Source organism: Mesorhizobium sp. M0243 (genome assembly GCF_040321775.1).
Classification (GTDB): domain Bacteria; phylum Pseudomonadota; class Alphaproteobacteria; order Rhizobiales; family Rhizobiaceae; genus Mesorhizobium.
Genome location: NZ_JAMYSF010000006.1, coordinates 76,105 through 99,893, shown reverse-complemented (window position 1 = coordinate 99,893; position 23,789 = coordinate 76,105). Strand labels below are relative to the sequence as shown.

Sequence of the window (23,789 nt, the reverse complement as noted above, 5' to 3'; positions counted from 1 at the left end):
ATGCCCAGCATTCCATTCGATGCACTTCGCCGACTGCTCCTGAAGGGCGCCATTGCCGTCGTCATCGGCCTTGGCGGCATGCCTGCCTTCGCCCAGGACAAGCCGGAAATCATCCGCATCGGCAGTACCGCGCCGGGGCATCTCAAATTCATCCTCGCCCAGAAGGACGGCTGGTGGGAGAAGGAATTCGCCAAGGACGGCATCAAGGTCGAACTGGTGACTTTCAATGGCGGTTCGGAGGCGACGACAGCGTTGGCCACCGGCGCGATCGAATTCACCTATACCGGCAACAATCCAGCGCTGCGCGTTGCGGCGTCCGGCGCCGACATCAAGCTGATCGGCCTGTCGAGCTATGTGAAGGCTGGCGGTTCCTACATCGTCGTCAAGACCGACTCGCCGCTGAGGACACTGCAGGATCTCAAGGGTAAGAAGGTCGCCTATTTGACCGGCACGGTGCGGCATTCGAATTTCAGCAAGGCGCTGAACAGCGTCGGCCTGACCACCAATGATGTCGAAGGTCTGAACCTGCCTTTCGAGGCATCCGGCCCGGCGCTGCTGCGCGGCGATATCGACGCCATTGTCGAGACTGATTCGACGGCGGCCAAGCTGGTCGACACCGAGGCGCGCGTCCTGTTCGACACCAGCACCCATCCGGAATGGAACGTGCCCAACGTCATCTCGGTCAACGGCGCCTTCGCGGCGAAATATCCCGATCTGGTCAAGCGGCTGCTGAAGGTCGATATCGAGATTTCGCGCTGGGCCGACGCCCATCCGGACCAGACGATCAAGACCTTTGTCGAGGCGACCAAGTCGTCGGAAAAATCCGTCCGCAAGACCTATGCCGACGGGGTGTTCCATCAGGATCCGAAACTCACGGACGACGCGATCGCCGCCTTGCAGGGCGAGGAGAAATTCATGGCCAGCGCCGGGCTCCTGAAGGGCTCGATCGACTATGGCAAATGGGTCGACAAGAGCTTTGTCGATGGCGCCGCGGCTGAGGTCGCTGCCGTCCAATAGGCCCGGAAAGATCGAGTTGGCGGCGCTTTGCGGCGCCGCCTCGTACAGGTCAAATCTCCGGAATGTTCTCCTTGAAGATCACCTGCAGCCTTGGCTGGTGCAATTCGTAGGGCAGCCCCCGGACCGCATGGATCAGGGTGTTGAGCGCTTCGCGGGCCTCGACGCGCGGGTTCTGGTCGATGACCGCGTCGAGCGTGCCGTCGAGCAGAAGGTCCTTGGTGCCGTCCGTCACTTCGTGGCCGAGGAAGACCATGGATTGGGCGCGGCCGCGCTCCTTGAGCGCGCGGGCGATGCCGGTGTTGCCGGCGCCGACATTGTAGATCGCGGCAAGGTCGGGGTGCCGCTCCAGCAGGGCCGATGCCTCCGAATAGGCCTTCTCGCGGTCGTCGAGCATTTCGCGCATCTCGACGATCTGCAGACTGGGCGATTCCTCCGTCAGGATATGGCGGAACCCCATCTCGCGTTCTTCGTGGCCGCGATAAGACAGCGAGCCGGCGAACAGCGCCACCTTGCCCGGACGCCCCGATCCCATGAAGCGGTTGAGCAGATAGCCGGCCAGCCGCCCGGCGGCGCGGTTGTCGATGCCGATATAGGCGACCCTGGGCACATGCAGGATGTCGGAGGCGATGGTCACCACCTTGATGTCGTTGGCCGACAGGGAGCGGATTGCTTCGCGCACCGTCGGATGGTCGAGCGCGATGACGCCGACGCCTTGCGTCTGTCCGCGTAGATCCTGCAACAGGCGAGCGAGCCGGTCAGGATTGAAGCCCTCGATGGTGGCGATATGGACATCGAGGTCGGGCCGCGCCAGAGCCTGTGCCTCGATCTGGCGGTGCAGCATCTTGATGAAGGAATTGGTGCCGGCCGGCAGGGCGAAGTCGAGCCGGATGACCTCGCCGGGCGAGGGTCGTGGCGGCGCGCCGTTCGGACCTTCGGCGATGTAGCCGAGGCGCTGCGCCATTTCGAGCACGATTTCCCGCGTGCGCGCCCGCACGCCGGGTCGGTTGTTGAGCACTCGGTCGACGGTGGCGGCCGAGACGCCGGCTTCCCGGGCTATGTCAGTCAGGGTGGAACGCACCGTCTTTCATCTCCTGCATGCGTCGGATCGGCTGGTGACGGCTTCCCCGCCATCCGCGATTCTGATGGGAAATGATGTATCCGCCCTTGGCCGATGTGCAAGCCGCCGCGCTAAATCAAATGGTCCGGCAGGGCTGCGCGGGGCAGGGAAGGGCCGGGCGCCCTCAAAATGAGGCATCCTGCGTGACGTATGGGTCCCGTTTTTGTGCATTTCCTTGCCCTGTTGCAATATTATGAGGTGTTTTGATTATTTATGATGTTGACAGCCTTGCCATGCTGCCGTCAATATCCCTCATAAGGGTCGTGGAGGAAACGTGGCCCTGAGGGAGGAGTTTCAATGTCTGACTTGATCCGCATCTCGCGGCGCCGGCTGCTGGCATCCGGAGGAAAGGCGGCTGTGATCATGACCGCCGCTGGTATCGCACCCCAATTCATTCGTCCCGGTCGCGCCTATGCGGCCGACGCGCTGGCGCCCGGCATGATCGGCGGCCCGACGGGCTTCGAAGGGGCCGAGCGCTACCAGTATGGCGCCGACACGCCGGAAGGCCGTGCCATCGAGGCAGCCAAGGCGCTGAAGGGCGCCGGCAAGGCGCCGGCCAAGATCGTGCTCGGCCTGTCCGACGGCTCGATCGGCCAGCTCACGCAGCCGTTCCCGGCCGGTGCGCCGTCGATCAAGGAGCTGTGGGAAAAGGAAACCGGCATCGCGATCGAAATCGTCGGTTTGCCGAACGGCCAGGAATTCACCAAGACGATGCAGGACATCTCCACCAAGGGTGGGGCCTACGACATCTACTCGACAGAATGGAACCGTCTTGGCGACCTCGCCGAAACCGGCGGCATCGCCAAGCTCGACGACTTTGTCGCGCAGCATAAGCCTGAATGGGACGATCCGGTCAGCGGCTATGTCAACGGCGCCAAGGGCGTGTCGCTGCTCAACAAATACCGCGGCTCGAACTATGGCGTGTCGCTGGACGGCGACTTCCAGACCTGGGTCTACCGCACCGACCTGTTCGGCGACGAAGCCGAGAAGAAGGCCTTCAAGGACAAATACGGCTACGATCTGGCGCCGCCGAAGACCTGGAAGCAGCATGGCGACATAGCCGCCTTCTTCCAGCGACCGGACAAGGGCCTGTTCGGCTCGACCGACCTGCGCAACCAGGGCTGGGGCTATACCAACTGGTACCAGCGCTATGTTTCGATGGCTTCGCCCAACCAATTCCTGTTTGGCGATGACGGCAAGCCGATGATCAATTCCGAGCAAGGTATTGCCGCCACCAACGAATATGTCGCTTCGCTCGCGCATCATTCGCCGGATGCGATCTCCTGGGGTTGGCCGGAGCAATACGGCAACTTCGCCAAGGGTGGTGCGGCGATGACCTGCGCCTTCTCCAACTTGCCGAAATTCCTCGACAATGCCGGCAACAAGGATTCAGCCGTCACCGGCAAGATCGGCTCGATGCTGCCGCCCGGCCGCGAGATCGGCGGCAAGCTGATCAGCCGTTCCGTGCTGTGGTTCTCGCTGACCGGCATGGTCTCGTCGCAGTCGAAAAACCAGGAGGTCGCCTATCTCCTGCTGCAATGGCTGGGCTCGGCCCGTATCTACGCATGGATGAGCGCCAACCCCGGCGGTTACCTGGACCCGTTCCGGCTTTCGGACTTCTCCGATCCGCTGGTGCGCCAGACCTATCATGCCTACCACATGGACGTCGTGCGCGAGACGGTCGCCCGCACCGTGCCAACCATCAATTATCCCGGCGCGACAGCCTTCCACAATGCGCTCGACGAGAACCTGATGGCGGCGCTGACCAAGGCCAAGACATCGGAGCAGGCGATGGCCGATACCGAGGCAGAGTGGAAAAAGATCGCCCGGCGCACCGGCGAGGACAAACTGCTCGAAGCCATCAAGACCAACAAGGAGGCCTGGCCGACAGTTCTCGATCCAATCGTCTGATCCTCCTCCCGGGATCGCACCGAAGGAGGGGAGGAGCTTGCTTCTCCCCTCCGCCCACAACGCCACCAGCAAAGCCGCCAGATGAAGCGTTCCGTTCCTTTCCTGATATTCCGCTATGCCGCGATCTTCGCCGCTATGGCGGTGACGCTGGTGCCGATCCTGTGGATGGTGTCGATGGCTTTCAAGCCGATCGCCGAATGGTCGGCGACCGGCGCCGACCTGACATGGTGGCCGAAGAACCCGACGCTCAGCAATTTCCGTTTCGTCTTCGGCGAGTCGACCAACAATCTGATCGTCGCGCTCGACCGTAACGCGCTGAAGCCGATCCTCGCATCGCTGCTGTCGGCGGTTTTCGGCACGGTGATCGCCATGTCGGCGGGCACTGCCGCGGCTTATGGGCTGTCGCGTTTCGGCTCCGGCCAGAACCTGCCGCTGGCGCTGATCCAGCTCCGGATCTTTCCGCCGATGGCGGTCATGATCCCGGTGATGATCATGTGGGCTTTCCTCAACTTCACCGATAGCTGGTGGGGCCTGGCGCTGATCTACGGCATCGTCACCTTGCCGTTCGCCTTCTGGCTGATGAAGACCTTCTTCGACGACATGCCGCGCGAGATCGAGGAGGCGGCGCTTGTCGAAGGCTGTTCGCGGCTGCGCGTCTTCACGCGCATCACGCTGCCGATGATGCGCGCGCCGCTCGCCAGTGCCGCGCTCTTCGTCTTCATCCTCAACTGGTCGGACTATTTGATCGCGCTGCTTCTGACGACGCGCGAATGGGTGACCATCCCGGTCTACATGGCCTCTCTGTCCTCCTCGATGACTGGGCAGCTCTATGGCGCCAAGGCGGCGCTTGGGCTGATCGCGGCCGTGCCGCCGGTCATCATGGGCATCGCCATCCAACGCCATCTGGTGCGCGGGTTGACGTTCGGGGCGCTCAAGCAATGAGCGCGGTGACTGTCATGACTTCCAAGGATGAGATGAAAGCCGTCGGAACAAGGCCGGGTTCGCGTGACGAGGGCGCAAGGCTGGGTTTCCGGCTGACATTGCCCGCTCAGATCCTCGTGCTGTTCATCTCGGCCTTCCCGCTGTTGATGCAGCTCTACATCAGCGTCACCGACTGGTCGCCTCTGTCGGGCACCGGCTGGTGGAGCGCCTGGTCGATGTGGAACAGCTTTGCCAACTACACCGATCTCGCCGCCGACGCGCGCTTCTGGAGCGCGCTGAAGCGTACGGCCATCGTCATGATCGTCTGCGTGCCGGCGGAATTCCTGCTTGGCCTGGCACTGGCGACGCTGTTTGCCGACGATTTCCCGGGCAAGCGCGTCTTCTACTCGATCCTGCTGATGCCGATGATGGTGGTGCCGGCGGTGGCCGGCTACATGTTCTTCATGCTGTTCCAGTCAGGCGGCCCGGTGAACGACATCTTGTCGTCGCTGACCGGTTCTCCCGTCACCATCGCCTGGCTGTCGGATCCGACGCTGGCGCTGATCGCGGTGATGGTCGCCGATATCTGGCAATGGACGCCGCTGATGTTCCTCATCCTGCTCGCCGGCCTGGTCGGCGTGCCGGAGGACCAGATCAAGGCGGCGACGCTGCTCGGCGCCAATCCCTGGCAGCGCTTCGTCACCATCGTGCTGCCGAAGATGAAGACGATCATCATCATCGCGCTGGCGATCCGGGTGATAGAGAACTTCAAGATCTTCGACACGCTCTACATCATGACCGGCGGCGGTCCAGGCGTCGCCACCGAAACCATCTCGGTCTACATCTACAAGCTCACCACGCAGGACCTGATCTGGGGCTATGTGGCGGCGATCGCGCTGGCCATTTTGGTCGTGCTGTCGATCGTCGCGGTGTTCGCGATGAAGCGCATGGCGCGGGCACGCGAGGTAGCGGCATGAGCGCGATCCACTTGCAGAACCTGGTCAAGAAATTCGGCGACTTTACCGCGCTCAAGACCATGGACCTGGCAATATCAGACGGCGAGTTCATGGCGCTGCTCGGCCCGTCGGGCTGCGGCAAGTCGACGACGATGAACATGATCGCCGGCATGGAAGAGCCGACCGGCGGCAAGATCCTGTTCGGCGAGCGCGACATGGCCGGCGTACCGATGGGCCGGCGCGGCGTCGGCTTCGTCTTCCAGAACTACGCCATCTTCACGCATATGACGGTGCGCCAGAACCTTGCCTATGGACCAAAAATGCGAGGGGCTGCCAAAGCCGAGATCGATCGCCGTGTCGGCGCCATCGCCGAGATGCTGCAACTGACGCCGCTGCTCGACCGCAAGGCCGACAGGCTGTCAGTCAACATATTGCAGCGGGTGGCGATCGGCCGCTCGGCGATCATGGAGCCGGCGATCTTCCTGCTCGACGAGCCGCTGTCCAATGTCGACGCGGCTTTCCGGGCCGTCATGCGCACCGAACTGAAGCAGCTGCAGCGGCAGTTCCGCCAGACCATGGTCTACGTCACCCACGACCAGCTCGAGGCGATGACCATGGCCGACCGCATCGCGGTCATGGATCATGGCGTGCTGCAGCAGGTCGGCACGCCGCTCGAGGTCTACAACGATCCAGCCAATGTCTTCGTCGCCCGCTTTATCGGTGCGCCGGGCATGAACCTGCTCAAGGGCAGGCTGGCGGAGAGCGATCGCGGACTGGTCGTCGATCTCGGGCCGTTGGGCGTCACGCCGCCGCTGCCGGGCGAACTCGCGGCGGCCATGCGCGGTGCGCGCGGCGAGGTGCTTTACGGATTCCGTCCTGAACAGGCGACGTTGGTGCAGAATGGGCAGGGCCTCGCAATGCCGGTGACCTTCGTCGAACGGATCGGTGCGCGCACCATCGTTCATCTCGGCCAGGGCGAGGCGGCTGTGAAAACGGTGTTCGACAATGATGTCGGACTGGCTATCGGCGACACCGCTGTCATCGCTCCCACTACGTCGTCGGTGCGCGTCTTCGACGCCGCTACCGGCCTTGCGATGAAGGCAGGTTGAGATGGCCGATATCGTCTTCCGCAATGTGACCAAACGCTACGGCAATACACTCGCCGTCGACGACGCCTCGTTCACGGTCAACGACAATGAGTTCTTCTGCTTCTTCGGACCGCCGCTATCGGGCAAGTCGACCATCCTGCGCCTGGTGCTTGGGCTTGAGACACCCGATACCGGAGAAATCCTGATCGGAGGCAGGCCGGTCAACGCGATGTCGCCGGCCGAGCGCAACGTGGCGATGGTGTTCCAGAACCTGGCGCTATTCCCGCATATGAGCGCGCTCGACAATGTCCGCTTTCCCCTGGTCGAACGCCGGGTCGCCGAGGTCGAGATCAAAAGGCGGGTCACGGACGTCGCGGCGAAGCTGCACATCGGCCATATCCTGCACAAGCCGCCGGGACAGCTTTCGGGCGGGGAGCGGCAGCGCGTGGCGATCGCGCGGGCTCTGGTGCGCGATCCCAATGCCTATCTGATGGACGATCCGATCTCGGCGCTAGACGCCAGGCTGCGCGAGGAAACGCGCGTCGAGCTGAAGCGCATCCAGCGCGAACTCGGCAAGACGCTGATCTATGTCACGCATGACCAGGAAGAGGCGATGTCGGTCGCCGACCGCATCGCTATCCTGGAGGACGGCAAGGTCAGGCAGATCGGCACGCCGGCAGAGATCTACGACCGCCCGGCCAGCACCTATGTGGCAAGGCTGCTTGGCTCGCCGATGATGAACATTCTCAGATCGGCGCGCGGCGAGGGCGGTGTCGAAGCGGCTGAAGGCACGATCCGCATCGAAGACAAGACAGCGCCCGCCGACGCCGTGGAGATCGGCCTGAGGCCGGAAGACATCAAGGTCAGACCGTGGGCGGATGGGGGCCCGGGCCGCCCGGCGCGAGTGTTCGAGGTCGAGCCGCTTGGCGGCTACACCGTGGTGACGCTCGCTGCCGGGCAGGCGCGGCTGAAGGCATTGCTGCGCGGCCAGCCCGACATTCGGCCGGATGCCATGGTGGCGATATCCTGCGAGCCGGCCAGAGTGCATTATTTCGAACAGAGCGGCGGGGCGTTGGCACGATGACGGCCGCCGCAAGGAAAGACTTTCGGGAGGAAGAGATGGCAAACAAGGGCTTCGAGCCGGACGTGAAGGTCCGCACGAAGGAATACAGGATCGGCTGCGTCGGCGCCGGCATGATCATGGCCGAGTGCCATCTCGCCGCCTACAAGGAAGCTGGATTCCCGGTGGTGGCGATCGCCTCGCGCACCAGGGCCAGCGCCGAGAAGGTGGCGACGCGCTGGAGCATCCCCACGGTCCACGACACGCCTGAAAAACTGATCGAGGACGAGAATGTCGAGATCATCGATCTTGCTTTCCCGCCCGACCTGCAGCCGGCGCTGATCCGTCACGCGCTGAAGCAGAAGCACATCAAGGCAATCCTGGCGCAGAAGCCGTTGGCCTTGTCGGTCGATGAAGCGGTCAAGCTGCGTGACGAGGCGGCCAAGGCCGGCAAGATCCTCTCGGTCAATCAGAACATGCGCTACGACCAGTCGATGCGCGTCTTGAAGCAGATCATCGACAGCGGCGCGCTGGGCGACATCGTCTTCGCCCAGATCGACATGCACGCCATCCCCCACTGGCAGAGCTTCCTCGAGGATTACGACCGGCTGACGCTGGCCAATATGAGCGTGCATCATCTCGACGTTCTGCGCTTCCTGTTCGGCGATCCAGATGAAATCACCACGCTGATGCGGAAGGATCCGCGCACGACATTCGACCATTCCGACGGCATCACCGTGTCGACGCTGCGCTTCCCGTCCGGCGTGCTCGCCGTGTCGCTGGAGGATGTCTGGTCCGGTCCGCGCCAGGATGGCTACAAGGACGACCAGCACATCAACTGGCGCGTCGACGGCACCAAGGGCGTCGCGAAGGGCACCATCGGCTGGCCGACGGGCGCGGCCTCGACGCTGACCTATGCCTCGACCGAGACGACCGGCGGCGAATGGGTCAGCCCGAGTTGGGACACGATGTGGTTCCCGCATGCCTTTATCGGCGTGATGGAGCAGCTCCAGCATGCGGTGAAGACCGGCACGCCGCCGGCGCTGTCGGTGGCCGACAACGTCAAGACCATGGCGCTGGTCGAGGCGGGCTATCGCTCGATCGACGAGGGCCGCACTGTCAAGCTTTCCGAAATCGCTATCTGATCACCGCAACTGAAACACCAGACAACTGAATCGCTTACAGGGAGGAATTCACACCATGATGCAGGCAGGTATTTTCACGGGCTATTTCCCGTACGGCCTCGAAGAGACGGCGAAGAAGATCCGCGGGCTCGATTTCAACACGGTGCAGCTCGACCTGCATTTCAAGGACGTCGACCTGTCGGCGGGGCAGATCACCAAGGACAAGGCCAAGAAGGTGCGCGACGTCTTCCGCGATCATCACCTGCCGGTGTGCTGCATTTCCGGCTACACAAACATCATCCATCCCGACAAGGCCGAGCGCGACAAGCGTGTTGGCTATCTCAAGGAGATTATCCGCAACGCCCGCCATTTCGGCAGCCCGTATGTGATCTCGGAAACCGGCACCTACAACACCGAATCCGACTGGGTGCATCACCCCAAGAACAAGACCGAGGAAGGGTTCGAGGAGTGCCGCAAGGTGGTCGCCGAGCTCGCCCAGACGGCCTATGACCACGGCGCGGTCTTCCTGCTCGAAACCTACGTCAACAACGTCGTCGGCTCGGTCGAGGAGACGGTGAAGATGTTCGCGCAGGTCGACCATCCCGGCCTTGGTCTGCTGATGGACCCGACCAATTATTTCGAGACGCATAACATCGACAGGATGGACCAGATCCTGAACCAGGTGTTCGACACGCTGACCGACAAGATCAGAATAGCTCACGCCAAGGACGTCAAGCGTTCGGGCGGCGACAAGTCCGAGAAGCACGCCGATATCGGCGACGAGGACGCGCTGGAGAGCCACACCTTCCGTGGCGTCGGCGAGATCGAGCTGCCGGCACCGGGCCTCGGTTCGCTGAACTATGATCTCTACCTCCAGCGGCTGGCGGAAAAGCATCCGAACATTCCTGTGATTATCGAGCATCTCTCGGAAGACGACGTGCCGCGCGCCAAGAAATTCCTCGATGGGAAGTTCCGCGCCAACGGTCTGTGACGGTCACTGCGCGCTGTCGGTTCGCGGCGGCGCGGCCCAAAAGCAAGGGAGGAAAGAATGTTGAAGTTCGCATTGAAACTGGCGGCTGCCGCAACGCTGCTCGCCAGCGTCGCGCTAGGCTCGCCGGCAATGGCGCAGGATGGCCAGAAGACGTTTTACCTGCTGTCGCATGGCGGTCCCTCGGATGCGTTCTGGCTCGACTGGAATGCCGGCGCGACCAAAGCCTGCGACCAGCTCAAGGTGACCTGCAAGATCTCCTTCAGCGGCGGCGACATGGCGGCGCAGAAGGAGGCCTTCAATTCCGCGCTTGCGGCCAAGCCCGACGGCATCGCCACCACCTCGGCCCAGCCGGGCTTGTGGACCGAGGAAGTGAAGGCTGCCAAGGCGGCCGGGATCCCGATCGTGTTCTTCAACACAGACGATCCGGCGACCGGACGGCAGGCCTATGTCGGCGCCGATCTCAAGGAGGCGGGCGTCATCTGGGCCAAGTATCTCGTCGACCGCAAGATGGTGAAGCAGGGCGACAAGGTGTTCCTGCCGGTGGAAGTGCCCGGCGCCAGCTATCAGCAGCTGGAGACCGAAGGCATCGCCAGCGTCTTCGATCCGTTGGGGATCAAATATGATGTGGTCGATTGCGGCACCGACCCGGCCGGCATCATTGCCAAGATGACCGACTATATGGTGGCCAACAATCCGCCGGCGATCATCGCGCTCGGCGATTCCGTGGCGGCCAGCGTCAAACGGGTGTTCGACGGCGCAGGTGTGCCGGCCGGCAAGATCCCGGTCGTCGGCTGGGGCAATTCGAAGGAAACCGCCGAGGCCGTCAAATCCGGCTTCGTCAACGCGGCCGCCTGGCAGTTTCCGTCTGCGCAGGGCTTCATGCCGGTGGCGCTGCTCGGGCTCGCCGCGTCGGGCGAACCGATCGGCTACGACATCCATACTTTCAGCCTCTACGACGCCTCGAGCGTCGAACCGATCCTGAAACTCTACGACACGAAGTGAAAACCGGTGCCCGCGGCGCAGGCCGCGGGCACCATTTCAAAGCATGGTTCAAGCAGTCATGATGATCGCCGCAGAAGACGAAATGCCTGTCGGGAAACGCAGATCGAGCCTTATGCGCTCGCCGCAATTCTCCTCGCTCATCATCCTCATTGTCCTGCTCGCGGTGTTCGCCATCGCCGATGCCAATTTCCTGTCGCCGCTCAACATCTCCAACATGATGGCGTTCCTGCCTGAGCTCGGCATCATCGCGCTCGGCATGACGCTGCTTCTGACGGCGGGCGAATTCGACCTGTCGGTTGGTGCCGTGTTCGGGCTGGCGCCGGTCGTCGTCATGCTTCTGGTGCAGAACGGAGGCGTCGATATCGGCATCGCGCTTCTGGCCGGGCTTCTGCTGTGCGTCGCCATCGGCGCGATCAACGGGTTGATCGTCACCAAGATCGGCATCTCCTCCTTCCTGGTCACGCTGTCGATGCTGCTCGTGGTGCGCGGGGCGGCGCTCTACATCACGCAGGGCTTTCCGCTGAAATCCTGGGACCAGCCAGGCTTTTTCGTCACGCTGCTGGCCGGCAGCTTCAATGTCGGGTCGTTCCGGTTCTACACCTCGCTGTGGTGGTTCATCGGTCTCTCGCTGCTGGCGATCTACGTGCTGCGCTATGCCAAGCTCGGCAACTGGATCAGCGCCATCGGCTCCAACCGGAACGCGGCGGTGGCGCGCGGCGTGCCGGCGGACGCCGTCAAGGTGTGGCTGTTCATCCTGACTTCGGTCCTTGCGGGACTGGCCGGCATGATCAGCGCCTTCCGCATCTCGGCCGCCTCACCGGTGGCCGGCACCGGCTACGAGCTCGAAGTGATCGCCATGGTGGTGGTCGGCGGCACGGCGCTGACCGGCGGACGCGGCACGATCCTCGGCACCATCGTCGGTGCGCTGATGCTGCGCGCGATCCGCAACGGCATCGTGCTGATCGGCGTGCCGGGCCTCGCCTACAACATCTTCGTGGGCCTCATCATCCTCGCCATGCTCATCCTGCACGCTTTGCTGCAGAAGAACGCCGCAAGGGGCTGACGATGGAAGTGCTTCGGCTGCAGAATCTGCAAAAATCCTTCGGCAGCGTTCGGGCGCTGAAGAATGCGTCCTTTGCCCTCAACGAAGGCGAGGTGGTGGCCTTGCTCGGAGACAATGGCGCCGGCAAATCGACGCTGATCAAGGCGATCTCGGGCGTGTTTCCAGCCGATCGGGGCGACATCTATGTGCGCGGCGAAAAGGTCTCGATCCGCTCGACGCGCGATGCGATGGACCTCGGCATCGAGACCATCCACCAGGATACGTCTCTGGCGCCGGATCTCAGCATTGCGCGCAATCTTTTCCTTGGGCGCGAACCGGTCAAGCTGAAATGGCTGGGCGTGTTCGCGCCGCTCGATTTCGCCAAATTGCGCGACGCGGCGTCGGCGCTGTTGAGGCGCGTCGGCATCTCGAAGAAACTCGACGCCGATGCGCTGGTCTTAACGCTGTCGGGCGGCGAGCGGCAGTCGATTGCGATTTCTCGCGCTATGCAGTTCGCCGCCAAGGTCATCATCCTCGACGAACCGACCAACAATCTCGGCGTCGAGGAAACCCACGGCGTGCTGCGCTTCGTCAAGGAGGTGCGTGACGCCGGCCATTCGGTGCTCTTGATCACCCACAACATCCATCACGTGTTCCAGGTAGCCGACCGCATCATCGTCATGCGCCGCGGCGAGATCGTTGCCGAGCAGACGGTTGCCGATACCGATCTCCTGACCGTGGAAAGCATTATCACCGGCGCCGACATGTCGGCCCTGCTGAAAGAGACGAGAGCGAAGTGAAGAAGTTGGCCGTCACATGGTAGAACTCTATGGCAAGACGCTTTCGCGCCGGCAGGTGTCGGAACGTTCGGGCATGCTGTCGCAATTTGCCGGCGTGCGGCTGATGACGCTTGGCGACGGTGTGGAACGCGGCATTCGCATGCTGGAGTTCCGCACCGGCTCAGGCCTGCGCTTCACCGCGCTGGTCGACCGGGCGCTCGACATCGCCGACTGCGACTATAGGGGACAGGCGATCGGCTGGCATTCGCCAAGCGGCTTTCGTCATCCCGGCCTGCACGATTACGAGGGGGAGGGCGGGCTCGCCTGGGCGCGCTCGTTTTCAGGTCTGCTTGTCACCTGCGGCCTCGACCACATATTGGGCCGCGAAGAGGTGCCTGCCGATAGCTACAACTACCCGGGCAAGAAGACCGTGATCCATTCGCTGCATGGCCGCGTGGGCACCATTCCAGCGCGGCTGACCGGTTATGGCGAGGCCTGGGATGGCGACCGCTGCGTGCTTTGGGCCGAAGGCATCGTTCAGCAATCGGCGGTGTTCGGCGAGGATTTGCATCTGATCCGGCGTATCGAGGCCGATGTCGGCGGCAACGAGATCCGGCTGTCGGACCGCGTCGTCAACCATGGCTTCAATCGCACGCCGCATATGTATTTTTACCACGTCAATGTCAGCCACCCCTTGCTCGACGAGGGTTCGCGCTATCTGGCGCCGATCCGCGACGTCGTCTGGGCTGGCCATGCAGGCGAACGCTACGAGGCGCAGAAGGTCGGTTACCGCACCGTGCCGGCGCCGCGACTGGGCTTCAGCGAGCAGGTCTGGCAGCACGAGATGGCGGCGGACGCCAATGGCGAGGTGCCGGTGGCGGTGGTCAATGACGGCATAGGGCTTGGCCTGGAAGTGATCACGCGCAAGGACCAGCTGCCTTGCGCCTATCAATGGCAGAATTTCCAGGCGGGGCAGTATGCGTTGGGCATCGAGCCCTCGACGCACCATGTGCTCGGCAATCTCGCCGCACGTGAGCGCGGCGAAATGATCTGGCTGGAGCATGGCGAAAGCCGTTCCTACGACGCGATGTTCCGAGTGCTCGACGGTGCCGGCGAGATCGCCGCGACGGAAGAGAGGATCGCTTCGATCGCCAGGCAACCGCAACAGGATTATCCTGCGCCGTCGGGCAATTTTCCGGGATTGGCGGACAGGGCATGATGCGAAACGAATGCTCCGGCTGGCGGGCCGGAAATCGGAGGTCGATGTGATGGCGAAAAAGCGCGACTACAGCCTGGTCGGGGAAAGCACGCGCACCGCGATCGAGACCGGGCTGGCCTCGGCCGAGTGGTATCACACCGATGTGCCGCGCAAGGCGATGAAAGAGCTGATGCAACGCTCGGACGGGCCGGCGATCCGCGACACGATCATCTGGATCGTTGCCATATTGGGCTCTGCCGCCGGGATCGCCTGGTTCTGGGGCACGTGGTGGGTGGTGCCGTTCCTGCTCGTCTATGGCGTGCTCTACGGCTCGTCCAGCGACTCGCGCTGGCACGAGTGCGGCCACGGCACCGCTTTCCGCACGCGCTGGATGAACGATGCCGTCTACCAGATCGCCAGCTTCATGCTGATGCGCAACCCGGTGACCTGGCGCTGGAGCCATGCGCGCCATCACACCGACACGATCATCGTCGGCCGCGACGCCGAGATCGCGGTGATGCGTCCGCCGGACCTGCTGCGCGCCGCACTCGCCTTCACCGGCATTCTCGATTTCCGCTATTCGCTGCCGACGCTGGTGCGCAATGCGTTCGGCAGCATCTCGCCCGACGAGAAAAGCTTTATCCCCGAGATGGAGCTTCACAAGGTGGTCACCGCCGCGCGCTGGCATGTCGCCATCTATGTCGCGGCGATCGTGCTGGCGCTTTATCTGTGGTCGTTCCTGCCGCTGGTGCTTATCGGCCTGCCGCGCCTCTACGGCAGCTGGCACATGGTGCTGACCGGCCTGCTGCAGCATATCGGCCTGGCCGATAATGTCACCGACCACCGGCTGAACACGCGCACCGTCTACATGAACCCGATCAGCCGCTTCATCTACTGGAACATGAATTATCATGTCGAACATCACATGTTCCCGATGGTGCCGTATCACGCGCTGCCGAGGCTGCATGAATTGATCAAGCATGATCTGCCCGAGCCGAACCCTTCGATGTGGCATGCCTATCGCGAGGTCTGGCCGGTGCTGCTGAAGCAGCTTCAGTACGAGGACTATTTCCTCAAGCGCGAGCTGCCGCCGACGGCGCGGCCGTATCGGGACGAGTTCCATGCGCTGACCGTTCCGGCGGCGGCGGAATAGGGGAGAGGCAGATGGCCGACTGGGTTGAAGCGTGCGGCGTCGACGATGTCGAGGAAGAGGATGTCATCCGCTTCGATCATGGCGGCCGTACCTTCGCCATCTATCGCAGTCCCGATGACGAGTACTTCGCCACCGACGGATACTGCACGCACGAGAAGGCGCATCTGGCCGATGGGCTGGTGATGAACGACATCATCGAATGCCCCAAGCACAATGGCCGCTTCAACTACAAGACGGGTGTGGCCCGAGGCGCACCGGTATGCGTCAATCTCGCCACCTATCCGGTGAAGGTCGAGGCTGGCAAAGTGATGATCCAGATCGGCTGACCTGCCGCCGAATGCAACTGAGGGAACCCATTTGATGAGCCGAAAAAGACCAACGGTGGCGGATTTGCGCGCCATGAAGGGCAAGCGACAGCTGACCATGCTGCGCGTGCTGACGATGGACGAGGCCGAGGCCGCCGAGCGCGCGGGGGTCGACATCGTCTCGGTGCCGCCCGAACTGGTGCTCAACCCGCAATACCGGGACGCCGCACCCAGCCTGTTCACCATGCCGGGCGACAATTTCTACGAGATCGGCACGGCGGACGATTTCGTGCGCTGGGCTTTCCTGCTCTACAAGGCCGGCGCCGACGCGGTCTATTGCAGCGCCGGCTACGCCACGATCAAGCGGATGGCCGATGACAATATCCCGGTGATCGGCCATGTCGGGCTGATCCCCTCGCGGGCCACCTGGACCGGCGGCTTCAAGGCGGTCGGCAAGACCGCCGATACCGCCATGGAGGTCTTCGCGGCGGTGAAGCAGCTGGAAACTGTCGGCGCCATCGGCGCCGAGATCGAGGTCGTACCGGTCGAGGTGGCCAAGGCGATCTCTGAACGGACATCGTTGATCATGCTGTCGATGGGAGCGGGCACCGGTTGCGATGCGCAATATCTGTTCGCTGACGACATCCTCGGCCAGAACCGTGGCCACATGCCCCGTCACTCCAAGGTCTACCGCAACTTCGCCGCCGAGTATGATCGTTTGCAGGCCGAGCGTATCGCCGCGTTCTCGGAATATGTTGCCGATGTCAACAGTCTTGCCTATCCCGAAGACAAGCATGTGGTGCATATGGATCCGGCTGAACTCAGCCTGTTCATGAAGAGGGTCGACGGGGCGTGAAATCTCAAGACAATGATGCGACGGGCGAAGTCGCGCCGGTTCATATTCTTACGCTTTCCTGCGAGGACCGGCCGGGGATCGTCGCCGCTGTCACGGCGGAGCTTGCCGCGAACGGCGCCAACATCGCCGAAAGCAGCCAGTTCTGGGACCGGCAGACCAATCGCTTTTTCATGCGCATCGCCTTCATCAGCCCGCCAGGCTCGACCAGGGACAGCCTGGAACGGGCCCTGAAATCAAGCGTCGATCGCTTCGGCATGAAGACCGCGCTGGTCGATCAGGGACGCCGCCCGAAGATCATCGTCATGGTCTCCAAGTTCGACCACGCGCTTCTGCATCTGCTGTACCAGATCAGGGTCGGCTGGCTGAACGCGGAGGTTGCCGCCGTCGTCTCCAACCACGAGGATGCCCGCCGCTTCGCCGAGCTGGAGGGCATTCCCTACCACCATTGGCCGACCACCAGGGAGAACAAGGCCGAGCAGGAACAGAAGCTGCTGGACCTGGTGCAGCAAACAGGGGCCGAACTGGTCATCCTGGCGCGCTACATGCAGGTGTTCTCGAAAAGCCTGTCGGACCGGCTGTTCGGACGGGCGATCAACATCCACCATTCCTTCCTGCCGAGCTTCAAGGGCGCCAAGCCGTATCACCAGGCCTTCGACCGCGGCGTCAAGCTGATCGGTGCGACGGCGCATTACGTCACCTCCGACCTCGACGAGGGCCCGATCATCGATCAGGAGACCGAACGCGTCACCCATGCGATGAGCGCCGAGGATTTCGTCGCCGTCGGGCGCGACATCGAAAGCCGGGTGCTGGCGCGCGCGGTCAAGCTGCATCTCGAAGCCCGCGTCATGCTCAACGGCCACAAGACCGTCGTCTTCTGAGAAGCCGCGTCAGGCCGGCCAATTTCCACCGGCGAGCGCGGCGTAGAGCGTCTCGGCGTCGATGCCGAGCGGCCGGTCCTCCTTCAGAGCAGGGACCAGCGCGCGGATCGCCGTGTGAATTGCGGCGGTGCGTGGCGCTGGCGTGAAACCGTCGCGCAGGTCGACCGCTTGTGCGGCCGCCATCAGCTCGAAAGCGATCAGGCGGCGCCATAGCGCGATCATCCCGGCGCATTTCGCAACCGCCAGAGGTGTCTGCGTGGCGTGATCCTCGACGCCTTCCGACACGGCCAGGAAGTCGAGCATCACCGGATTGGCCTTGTGGCGGATGGCGGCCAGGATCGAGGTCACTGTCTTCTGTAGCGGCACGAAGCCGGCCGAGGCGCCGCCGACCGGCGACAGATATTTCGGCAGGCCATTGCGGCCCGAACCGGTGAGCTGGATGAAGCGCGCGGCACTGGCCGCGGCACATTGGGCGATCGCCAGGCCGAGCGTCTCAAAGGCGAGCGCCAGTGCGGCGGTGTGGAAATTGCCGGTCGACAGCACCAGCTCATCATCGCCCAGCACCAGCGGGTTGTCGGCGGCGGCGTTGAGTTCGATCTCGACAGCCTGTCTCGCCTGACCGATCGCCTCGATCAGCGCGCCATGGATCGACGGCATGCAGCGGATCGACAGCGGGTCCTGCAAGGTGGTCGGCACCAGCGCCTCGTCGCGGACGAGCAGATCGTGCAGCACCTTGGCTGCTTCCTGCTGGCCGGCCGCCGGGCGCGCCATATGCAGGCGCGGATCGAGGATGGTGCGGTTGGCACCAAAACCTTCCATGGTCAGCGCCCCGGCCTGCTGTTGCTGGGCAAGGGCGGACAGCGCATCCGTCACCGCAAGCGCGCCGCTGCCGGCGGATACCGCCGAAGCGTTGATCAGCGACAGCCCGTCCTTGGGCGCCAGGCTGATAGGGGCGAGGCGCGCCATCATCAACGCCTTGGCTGCCGGCATGCGACGGCCCTGATAGTCGGCTTCGCCTTCGCCGGTGAGCATGCGGGCGAGTGCCGTCATCAGCACCAGGTCGCCGGCGCCGATCGAGCCGAGCGACGGCATGACGGGATGGACGCCGGCATTGAGCGCGTCGACCAAAGCGACGAAGACGAAGGGCGAAAGGCCGGAGCCGCCAACCGACAGCATCGCGGCGCGGGCAAGCATAGTAGCGCGCACGGCTTCGACCGGCAGCGCTTCGCCGACCGCGCCGCTGCGTCCCTCCAGCAATTGGCGCTGGAAAGCGCTGGCGTCGCCCTCTACAGCAGTGCCGAGATTGGCGCCGAGCCCGGTGTTCAGGCCATAGATCTGCTGGCCGGATGCGGCGGCCTGGTCGAGCACTTTTCGCGCCTTCTGCAGCCTGCCGATGACATCGGGTCCGATCTCCACCTTGCGACCATCGCGGGCCACGGCGGCGACATCGCCAATGCCGACGCCGGCTCCGGAGAGGACGAGCACGGTCATGCGAAGCGCAGCCGCTGGCCAATGCCTTGCACTTGCGCCTTGGCCAGCATCGCCTTGCCCAGCGCAATGTCGGACAGCGACAGGCCACGATGCCAGAACAGGATCGTTTCGTCGTCGCTTTCGCGCCCGACTTTCAGACCGGCGGCGATCTGGCCAAGCTCGGCGTGCAGCGTCTTCTCGCTCAGCCGCCCGGTCTCGACATGGGCGCGCAGCGAGCCGAACTTGCCGCCCTTGCACTGGCCCCAATCGTCGACGACAATTTTCTGCATGATCTCGGTCAGCGACAGTTCGACCGCGCTCATCGTGCCATAGGGCACGACCAGCGCGCCGGGCTTGATCCATTCGGTCTTCAGCAATGGCTGCGGCTCCGGCAGCCGCGAGGCTTCGACGACGATGTCGGCGCCCTCGATGCAGCTCTTCCAGCCGGCCACCGCCGTAACCGTCTTGCCGAGATCGGCGGAGAGTTTGGCGGCAAAACCGTCGCGGCTTTCCGGCCGACGCGAATGGACGCGGATTTCGTCGAAGTCGAAGAGATGGTCGAGCAGGCGCACATTCCAGTAGGCGGTGCCGCGCGCGCCGATATGGGCCAGCACCTTCGAATTCCTGCGCGCCAGATGTTTGGCGCCGATGGCGGTGACGGCGCCGGTGCGCATGTCGGTGATGACGGTGGCGTCGAGGATGGCGCGGGGCGCGCCGGTGCGCGGGTCGAACAGGTTGAGGATGCCGAATTCGGAAGGCAGCCCGTGCAGGTAATTGTCGACATAGTCGCCGACGATTTTCACGCCCGCCGTGTCGAGCGGCGCGACGTAGCCACGCAAGACATTGAAATGACCGTGGAAGGACGGGTCCGGTTCGAGATGGACGCGCGGCTCGATCACCGTCTGGCCGTTGCCTTGCGCCACCAGGCCAGCCTCGACGGCGGCAATGATTTCACCATCGGTCATGGCAAGGGCATCGATGTCGAGGGCATTGAGGTAGTCGATATAGATGGGCTTCATTTTACGCAGACACTTTCCTCGGCCACCCCGTCCATCCCATAGCAGGCCATAGCGGGACACGAAAGTTTGTTGCGCCGTCTCTGGACGCGGCCGGTGAGATGCTGTTCAAACCGGTTCCGTCATGACTGCCATTCCCGAGACCGCAACCTTATCCGAAACGGCCACCAATGCGCGGCGCGTGGCGCTGATCGTCGCCATCGCCTTCTTCATGCAGTTGCTGGATTCGACGATCATCTCGACCTCGCTGCCGCAGATGGGCGCATCCTTCGGCGTGTCGCCGGTGGCAATGAGCATCGGCATCACCGTATACATGCTGACCATGGCGGTGTTCGTGCCGCTGTCGGGCTGGCTCGCCGACCGGTTCGGGGCGCGAAACATCTTCCTGCTGGCGATCGTCCTGTTCACCCTGGCTTCGCTCGCCTGCGGCCTCTCGCAAACCCTGACCCAGTTTGTCGCCGCCCGTGTCGTGCAAGGGCTCGGCAGCGCGCTGATGACGCCGGTCGGGCGGATTCTCGTCCTGCGCAATGCGTCGAAATCCGAATTGCTCAACGCCACGGCGCTGATCACCTGGCCAGCACTGTTTGCGCCGGTGGTCGGGCCGGTGCTCGGCGGCTTCATCACCACCTATCTGTCCTGGCACTGGAATTTCTTCATCAACATCCCGCTCGGCGTGATCGGGCTGTCGCTGGTCGCCCGCTTCATTCCGGGCGACCGTGAGGCTGACCCCAAGCCGCTCGACTGGCCGGGTTTTTTCCTGACATCGGCCGGACTTGCCCTGCTGCTCTATGGCCTTGAACGCATTGCTCATCCGGAGGACGGCGTGCTGCCGACAGCGCTGCTGATCGTTGCCGGCATCGTCATAGGCTGGCTGGCGGTACGGCATCTCCGGCGGGCGCCGCATCCGCTGCTCGATCTCTCCTCGTTCAATGTGCTGACCTTTGCCATCTCGACATTGGCCGCCGGCACCATTTTCCGGGTGGCGATCAACGCCACGCCGTTCCTGCTGCCACTGCTGTTCCAGGTCGGCTTTGGCCTCTCGCCCGTCGATGCCGGCTTGATGATCCTGGCCTATTTCCTCGGCAATCTTGGCATGAAGACGGTGACGACGCCAACGCTGCGGCGTTTCGGTTTCCGCTCGGTGATGGTCGTCAACGGCATCATCGCCTCGGTCTCGATCATGGCTTGCGGGGCGGTCTCGCCGCAGACGCCACAGGCGCTGGTGGTGGCGCTGATGCTGATTGCCGGCCTGACGCGCTCGATGCAGTTCACCGCGCTCAACACACTGGCCTTCGCCGACATCGATGCGGCGCAACGAAGCTCGGCGGCGACCCTGTCCTCGATGCTGCAGCAGGTGGCGATGCTGTTCGGCGTCGCGGTGGCGGCGGCGATCCTCAATTTGTCGCAGATCGTCAGGGATCGCCCCGCTCTCGACCTTCTGGATTTTCGAATCGCCTTCCTGGCGATCGGCGCCATCGGGCTGGTGGCGGCGTTGCGTTTTCTCGTGCTGCCGCCAAGTGCGGGCGCGGAGGTTTCCGGCCACTCGCCGGGAAATTGAGATCGATTTTTCCGCCTGATGCGGAGATAAATTCCGTCTCGTCCTTTCGCCGTAGTGCAGCGCTTTCGCGAGCGGCCGCAATGGCGCAACCAATTGCCAAAAGTGCAGGCCTTTCCATGCATTGCGCCAGCTTCGGCAATCGACGCGTCCACTCGGTGAATATCGCTGCCGGCCTGGGTTCCGAGCGCGGATTCATTTGACGAACCGGCGTTGGGCCGATTAGCGTTCTTTCCCAGGGATGGCAGCGCTGCCATCGGGGCAAACGCAGACATGAACACGATCGGCTGGCCGAATTTCAGGAGCCTGAATCAGGAAGGCATTGTCTTTGCCATCGCGGTGGTGCTGTTCGTTGCAGCGGCCATCGGCCTGCCGGGCTTCATCGACCCCAACAACCTTGTCGCCATTGTCCGCTCGGTGTCGGTGCTCGGCATTCTGGCCCTTGGCATGGCTGTCGTCATCATCGGCCGCGGCATCGACCTCTCCGCCGTCGCGATCATGGCGATGTCTGTCGCCTGGTATCTGCAACTTCTGAATTCGGGGACGCCGGACGGGCTGGCCTTCGCCTATGTGCTGGCTGGTGTGCTGGCCATCGGCCTGCTCAATGGCTTTCTCGTCGCCTATGCCGACGTGCCGGCGATCTTCGTGACGCTGGCGACAGGCTCCTTCGTCTTCGGCTATGTGCGCTCGCAACTGATCACGCAGGATGCCGTGCCGGTGCCGCAGGGCCATTGGGTCGAGCTGCTCGGCGGCCTGCGCTTCCTCGATGTTCCCATCGAGGTGTTCGTCTTCGCCGGCCTGGCATTCCTGTTCTTCCTGTTCCTGCGCTACACCAAATGGGGACGCTACATCTATTTCGCCGGCGACAATCCGGTGGCGGCGCGCAACATCGGCATTCCGGTGCGGCCGATGCTGGTGCTGCGCTATGTGCTTTCCGCCCTGGTCGCACTGGTCGCCGGCCTGCTGACGGCGGCGAGCCTGCATTCGATCAACACCCGGGTCGTCAACTCAACGCTGCTCTACGATATCGTGCTGGTGGCGGTGATCGGCGGCATCGGCCTGTCCGGCGGGCGCGGCGGGGTGCGCAACGTGCTGGTCGGTGCGGCACTGATCGGCATCCTGCTCAACGCCATGACCATCATCGACATTCCGCTGCTCTACCAGAACCTGATCAAGGCAGCGATCCTGCTCGGCGCCATCATCGTCGACGGCATCATCAATCCACGTGACGAGCAGACCGCCCAGCAAGGCGATATCTAAACCTACCGCGGACGGTTGGGGCCGGCCGTGAACAGCAACAGCAAAAATAGAGGATCTGACATGAAACTGATCAAGACACTTATGGCCGCCGCCACGGCGCTTGCCGTTACCACTTTCGTGGCGCCAACCTTTGCCGCCGATGATCCCGGCCCGGCCGCCTATGCGCAGGCGCTCAAGGGCAAGCGCGTCATGCTGGTGCCGCTGGCGATGGGCTTCGACCTGGCGCAGGGTTGGTCGCATTACCTGAAGACAGAAGTCGAGGCCTGGGGCGGCGTATTCGAGACGCGTGACCCGAACTGGGTCGTCGATGCCGGCGCGCAGGCGATCACCGACGCCATCTCGTCGGACACCAGGCCGGACGTGCTGATCATCCATGCGCCGGACCTCAACTCCTATTCCAAGCTGATGAAGAAGGCGCAGGCCGCGGGCACCTACGTGATACTGGTCGACAATCCGGCGAACTTCCCGGCTGATGCCTTTGTCGGCAGCGACTGGGACCGGCTCGGCCAGCTCGAGGCCGAAGCGGCGATCAAGGGCTGCGGCCCGAACTCGTCAAAGAAGATCGGCCTTGTGCAGGGTGACCAGGCCAACTCCTCCAGCCTCTATCAGTATGCCGGCATCATGAAGGTGCTGGACAAGAATCCCGACTTCAAGGTGGTGGCAAAGCCCGATTCAAACTGGGATGCGACGACCTCGCGCAACGTGACGACGACGATGCTGCAGCAGAACCCGGACATCTGCGCCATCATCGATTTCTGGGATGGTGACGCCACCGGCGCTTCCGCCGCGATCCGCGACGCCAAGCTCGACGGCAAGGTGTTCCTAGTCACCACGGGCGGCGGCGAAAAGGCGGCCGATTGCGACAAGCTGCAGGACGGCACCTATGGCGCCGTGGTGATGACCGATCTTGCTCGCCAGTCGGGCGACATGAACGCGATCATCAAGTTCCTGCTGCAGAGCGGCCAGCCGGCCGGCACCTCGCACACCTACATCTACACGCTGGAAAAGGCGACGACCAAGGCCGACCTGAAGCCCGACAGCTGCTGGGACCTGAAGGCGCTGCAGGCGCAAGCGGCTGCGAAATAAGCCG

Annotated in this window: 22 protein-coding genes; 19 read left to right on the top strand and 3 right to left on the bottom strand. The window is 63.4% G+C overall.

Going from position 1 to position 23,789, the window contains the following annotated elements; all coding sequences use genetic code 11:
• Positions 1-1,017 carry an aliphatic sulfonate ABC transporter substrate-binding protein gene (locus NKJ11_RS10030; RefSeq protein WP_352793198.1) on the top strand — a complete coding sequence of 339 codons (1,017 nt, stop codon included), beginning with the start codon at positions 1-3 and terminating at the stop codon, positions 1,015-1,017.
• A 49-nt stretch (positions 1,018-1,066) separates the two neighbouring features.
• Here the strand turns inward: NKJ11_RS10030 and NKJ11_RS10025 are convergent, their stop codons facing one another.
• On the bottom strand, positions 1,067-2,095 hold the full coding sequence (locus tag NKJ11_RS10025; RefSeq protein ID WP_352612615.1) for a LacI family DNA-binding transcriptional regulator: 1,029 nt from the start codon (positions 2,093-2,095) through the stop codon (positions 1,067-1,069).
• A gap of 336 nt (positions 2,096-2,431) precedes the next feature.
• Between NKJ11_RS10025 and NKJ11_RS10020 the strand changes: the two genes are divergently transcribed.
• The 15 genes from NKJ11_RS10020 (at position 2,432) to purU (ending at position 17,398) form a co-directional block, all read left to right on the top strand.
• Positions 2,432-4,045: an extracellular solute-binding protein gene (locus NKJ11_RS10020; protein WP_128303406.1), complete on the top strand. Its 1,614-nt coding sequence runs from the start codon at positions 2,432-2,434 to the stop codon at positions 4,043-4,045.
• Positions 4,046-4,126: 81 nt separating this feature from the next.
• Complete coding sequence (locus NKJ11_RS10015; protein ID WP_013530821.1) at positions 4,127-4,987, top strand: carbohydrate ABC transporter permease; 861 nt, start codon at positions 4,127-4,129, stop codon at positions 4,985-4,987.
• Positions 4,984-5,943, top strand: coding sequence for a carbohydrate ABC transporter permease (locus NKJ11_RS10010; RefSeq protein WP_352758683.1), 960 nt, complete (start codon positions 4,984-4,986; stop codon positions 5,941-5,943). The genes NKJ11_RS10015 and NKJ11_RS10010 overlap by 4 nt, the downstream gene beginning before the upstream one ends.
• Positions 5,940-7,031 carry an ABC transporter ATP-binding protein gene (locus NKJ11_RS10005; RefSeq protein ID WP_352793197.1) on the top strand — a complete coding sequence of 364 codons (1,092 nt, stop codon included), beginning with the start codon at positions 5,940-5,942 and terminating at the stop codon, positions 7,029-7,031. Before NKJ11_RS10010 ends, NKJ11_RS10005 begins: the two co-directional genes overlap by 4 nt.
• Before the next feature lies 1 nt (position 7,032).
• Positions 7,033-8,094, top strand: coding sequence for an ABC transporter ATP-binding protein (locus NKJ11_RS10000; protein WP_352793195.1), 1,062 nt, complete (start codon positions 7,033-7,035; stop codon positions 8,092-8,094).
• Between the two features lie 35 nt (positions 8,095-8,129).
• Positions 8,130-9,215 (top strand): Gfo/Idh/MocA family protein, encoded by a 1,086-nt coding sequence (locus NKJ11_RS09995; RefSeq protein WP_352793194.1) that lies wholly within the window; start codon positions 8,130-8,132, stop codon positions 9,213-9,215.
• Positions 9,216-9,270: 55 nt separating this feature from the next.
• Positions 9,271-10,185 carry a sugar phosphate isomerase/epimerase family protein gene (locus tag NKJ11_RS09990; RefSeq protein ID WP_023814032.1) on the top strand — a complete coding sequence of 305 codons (915 nt, stop codon included), beginning with the start codon at positions 9,271-9,273 and terminating at the stop codon, positions 10,183-10,185.
• A gap of 57 nt (positions 10,186-10,242) precedes the next feature.
• The gene (locus NKJ11_RS09985) at positions 10,243-11,187 is read left to right on the top strand and encodes a sugar ABC transporter substrate-binding protein (protein WP_352441184.1); all 945 of its coding nucleotides are present in this window, start codon (positions 10,243-10,245) and stop codon (positions 11,185-11,187) included.
• Between the two features lie 82 nt (positions 11,188-11,269).
• The gene (locus NKJ11_RS09980) at positions 11,270-12,250 is read left to right on the top strand and encodes an ABC transporter permease (protein ID WP_352674316.1); all 981 of its coding nucleotides are present in this window, start codon (positions 11,270-11,272) and stop codon (positions 12,248-12,250) included.
• On the top strand, positions 12,247-13,029 hold the full coding sequence (locus NKJ11_RS09975) for an ATP-binding cassette domain-containing protein (RefSeq protein ID WP_164892899.1): 783 nt from the start codon (positions 12,247-12,249) through the stop codon (positions 13,027-13,029). Before NKJ11_RS09980 ends, NKJ11_RS09975 begins: the two co-directional genes overlap by 4 nt.
• A gap of 16 nt (positions 13,030-13,045) precedes the next feature.
• Positions 13,046-14,227: an aldose 1-epimerase family protein gene (locus NKJ11_RS09970; protein WP_128303414.1), complete on the top strand. Its 1,182-nt coding sequence runs from the start codon at positions 13,046-13,048 to the stop codon at positions 14,225-14,227.
• Positions 14,228-14,276: 49 nt separating this feature from the next.
• Positions 14,277-15,359, top strand: a complete 1,083-nt coding sequence (locus NKJ11_RS09965) for a fatty acid desaturase family protein (protein WP_352793191.1) — start codon at positions 14,277-14,279, stop codon at positions 15,357-15,359.
• Between the two features lie 11 nt (positions 15,360-15,370).
• A complete protein-coding gene (locus NKJ11_RS09960; RefSeq protein ID WP_352793190.1) occupies positions 15,371-15,685 on the top strand; it encodes a MocE family 2Fe-2S type ferredoxin in 315 nt (104 codons plus the stop codon).
• Positions 15,686-15,719: 34 nt separating this feature from the next.
• On the top strand, positions 15,720-16,520 hold the full coding sequence (locus tag NKJ11_RS09955; RefSeq protein ID WP_352793189.1) for a 3-methyl-2-oxobutanoate hydroxymethyltransferase: 801 nt from the start codon (positions 15,720-15,722) through the stop codon (positions 16,518-16,520).
• On the top strand, positions 16,517-17,398 hold the full coding sequence (purU, locus tag NKJ11_RS09950) for a formyltetrahydrofolate deformylase (RefSeq protein WP_352793188.1): 882 nt from the start codon (positions 16,517-16,519) through the stop codon (positions 17,396-17,398). The genes NKJ11_RS09955 and purU overlap by 4 nt, the downstream gene beginning before the upstream one ends.
• Positions 17,399-17,407: 9 nt before the next feature.
• Here the strand turns inward: purU and NKJ11_RS09945 are convergent, their stop codons facing one another.
• Positions 17,408-18,889: an HAL/PAL/TAL family ammonia-lyase gene (locus NKJ11_RS09945; protein WP_352793186.1), complete on the bottom strand. Its 1,482-nt coding sequence runs from the start codon at positions 18,887-18,889 to the stop codon at positions 17,408-17,410.
• Positions 18,886-19,887, bottom strand: coding sequence for an ornithine cyclodeaminase family protein (locus NKJ11_RS09940; protein ID WP_352793184.1), 1,002 nt, complete (start codon positions 19,885-19,887; stop codon positions 18,886-18,888). Before NKJ11_RS09940 ends, NKJ11_RS09945 begins: the two co-directional genes overlap by 4 nt.
• Positions 19,888-20,008: 121 nt before the next feature.
• Between NKJ11_RS09940 and NKJ11_RS09935 the strand changes: the two genes are divergently transcribed.
• The 3 genes from NKJ11_RS09935 (at position 20,009) to NKJ11_RS09925 (ending at position 23,785) form a co-directional block, all read left to right on the top strand.
• Positions 20,009-21,442: a DHA2 family efflux MFS transporter permease subunit gene (locus NKJ11_RS09935; RefSeq protein ID WP_352612593.1), complete on the top strand. Its 1,434-nt coding sequence runs from the start codon at positions 20,009-20,011 to the stop codon at positions 21,440-21,442.
• Between the two features lie 270 nt (positions 21,443-21,712).
• On the top strand, positions 21,713-22,699 hold the full coding sequence (locus tag NKJ11_RS09930; protein ID WP_128303419.1) for an ABC transporter permease: 987 nt from the start codon (positions 21,713-21,715) through the stop codon (positions 22,697-22,699).
• Between the two features lie 60 nt (positions 22,700-22,759).
• Positions 22,760-23,785 (top strand): sugar ABC transporter substrate-binding protein, encoded by a 1,026-nt coding sequence (locus NKJ11_RS09925; RefSeq protein WP_352612591.1) that lies wholly within the window; start codon positions 22,760-22,762, stop codon positions 23,783-23,785.
• Positions 23,786-23,789: the final 4 nt, after the last annotated feature.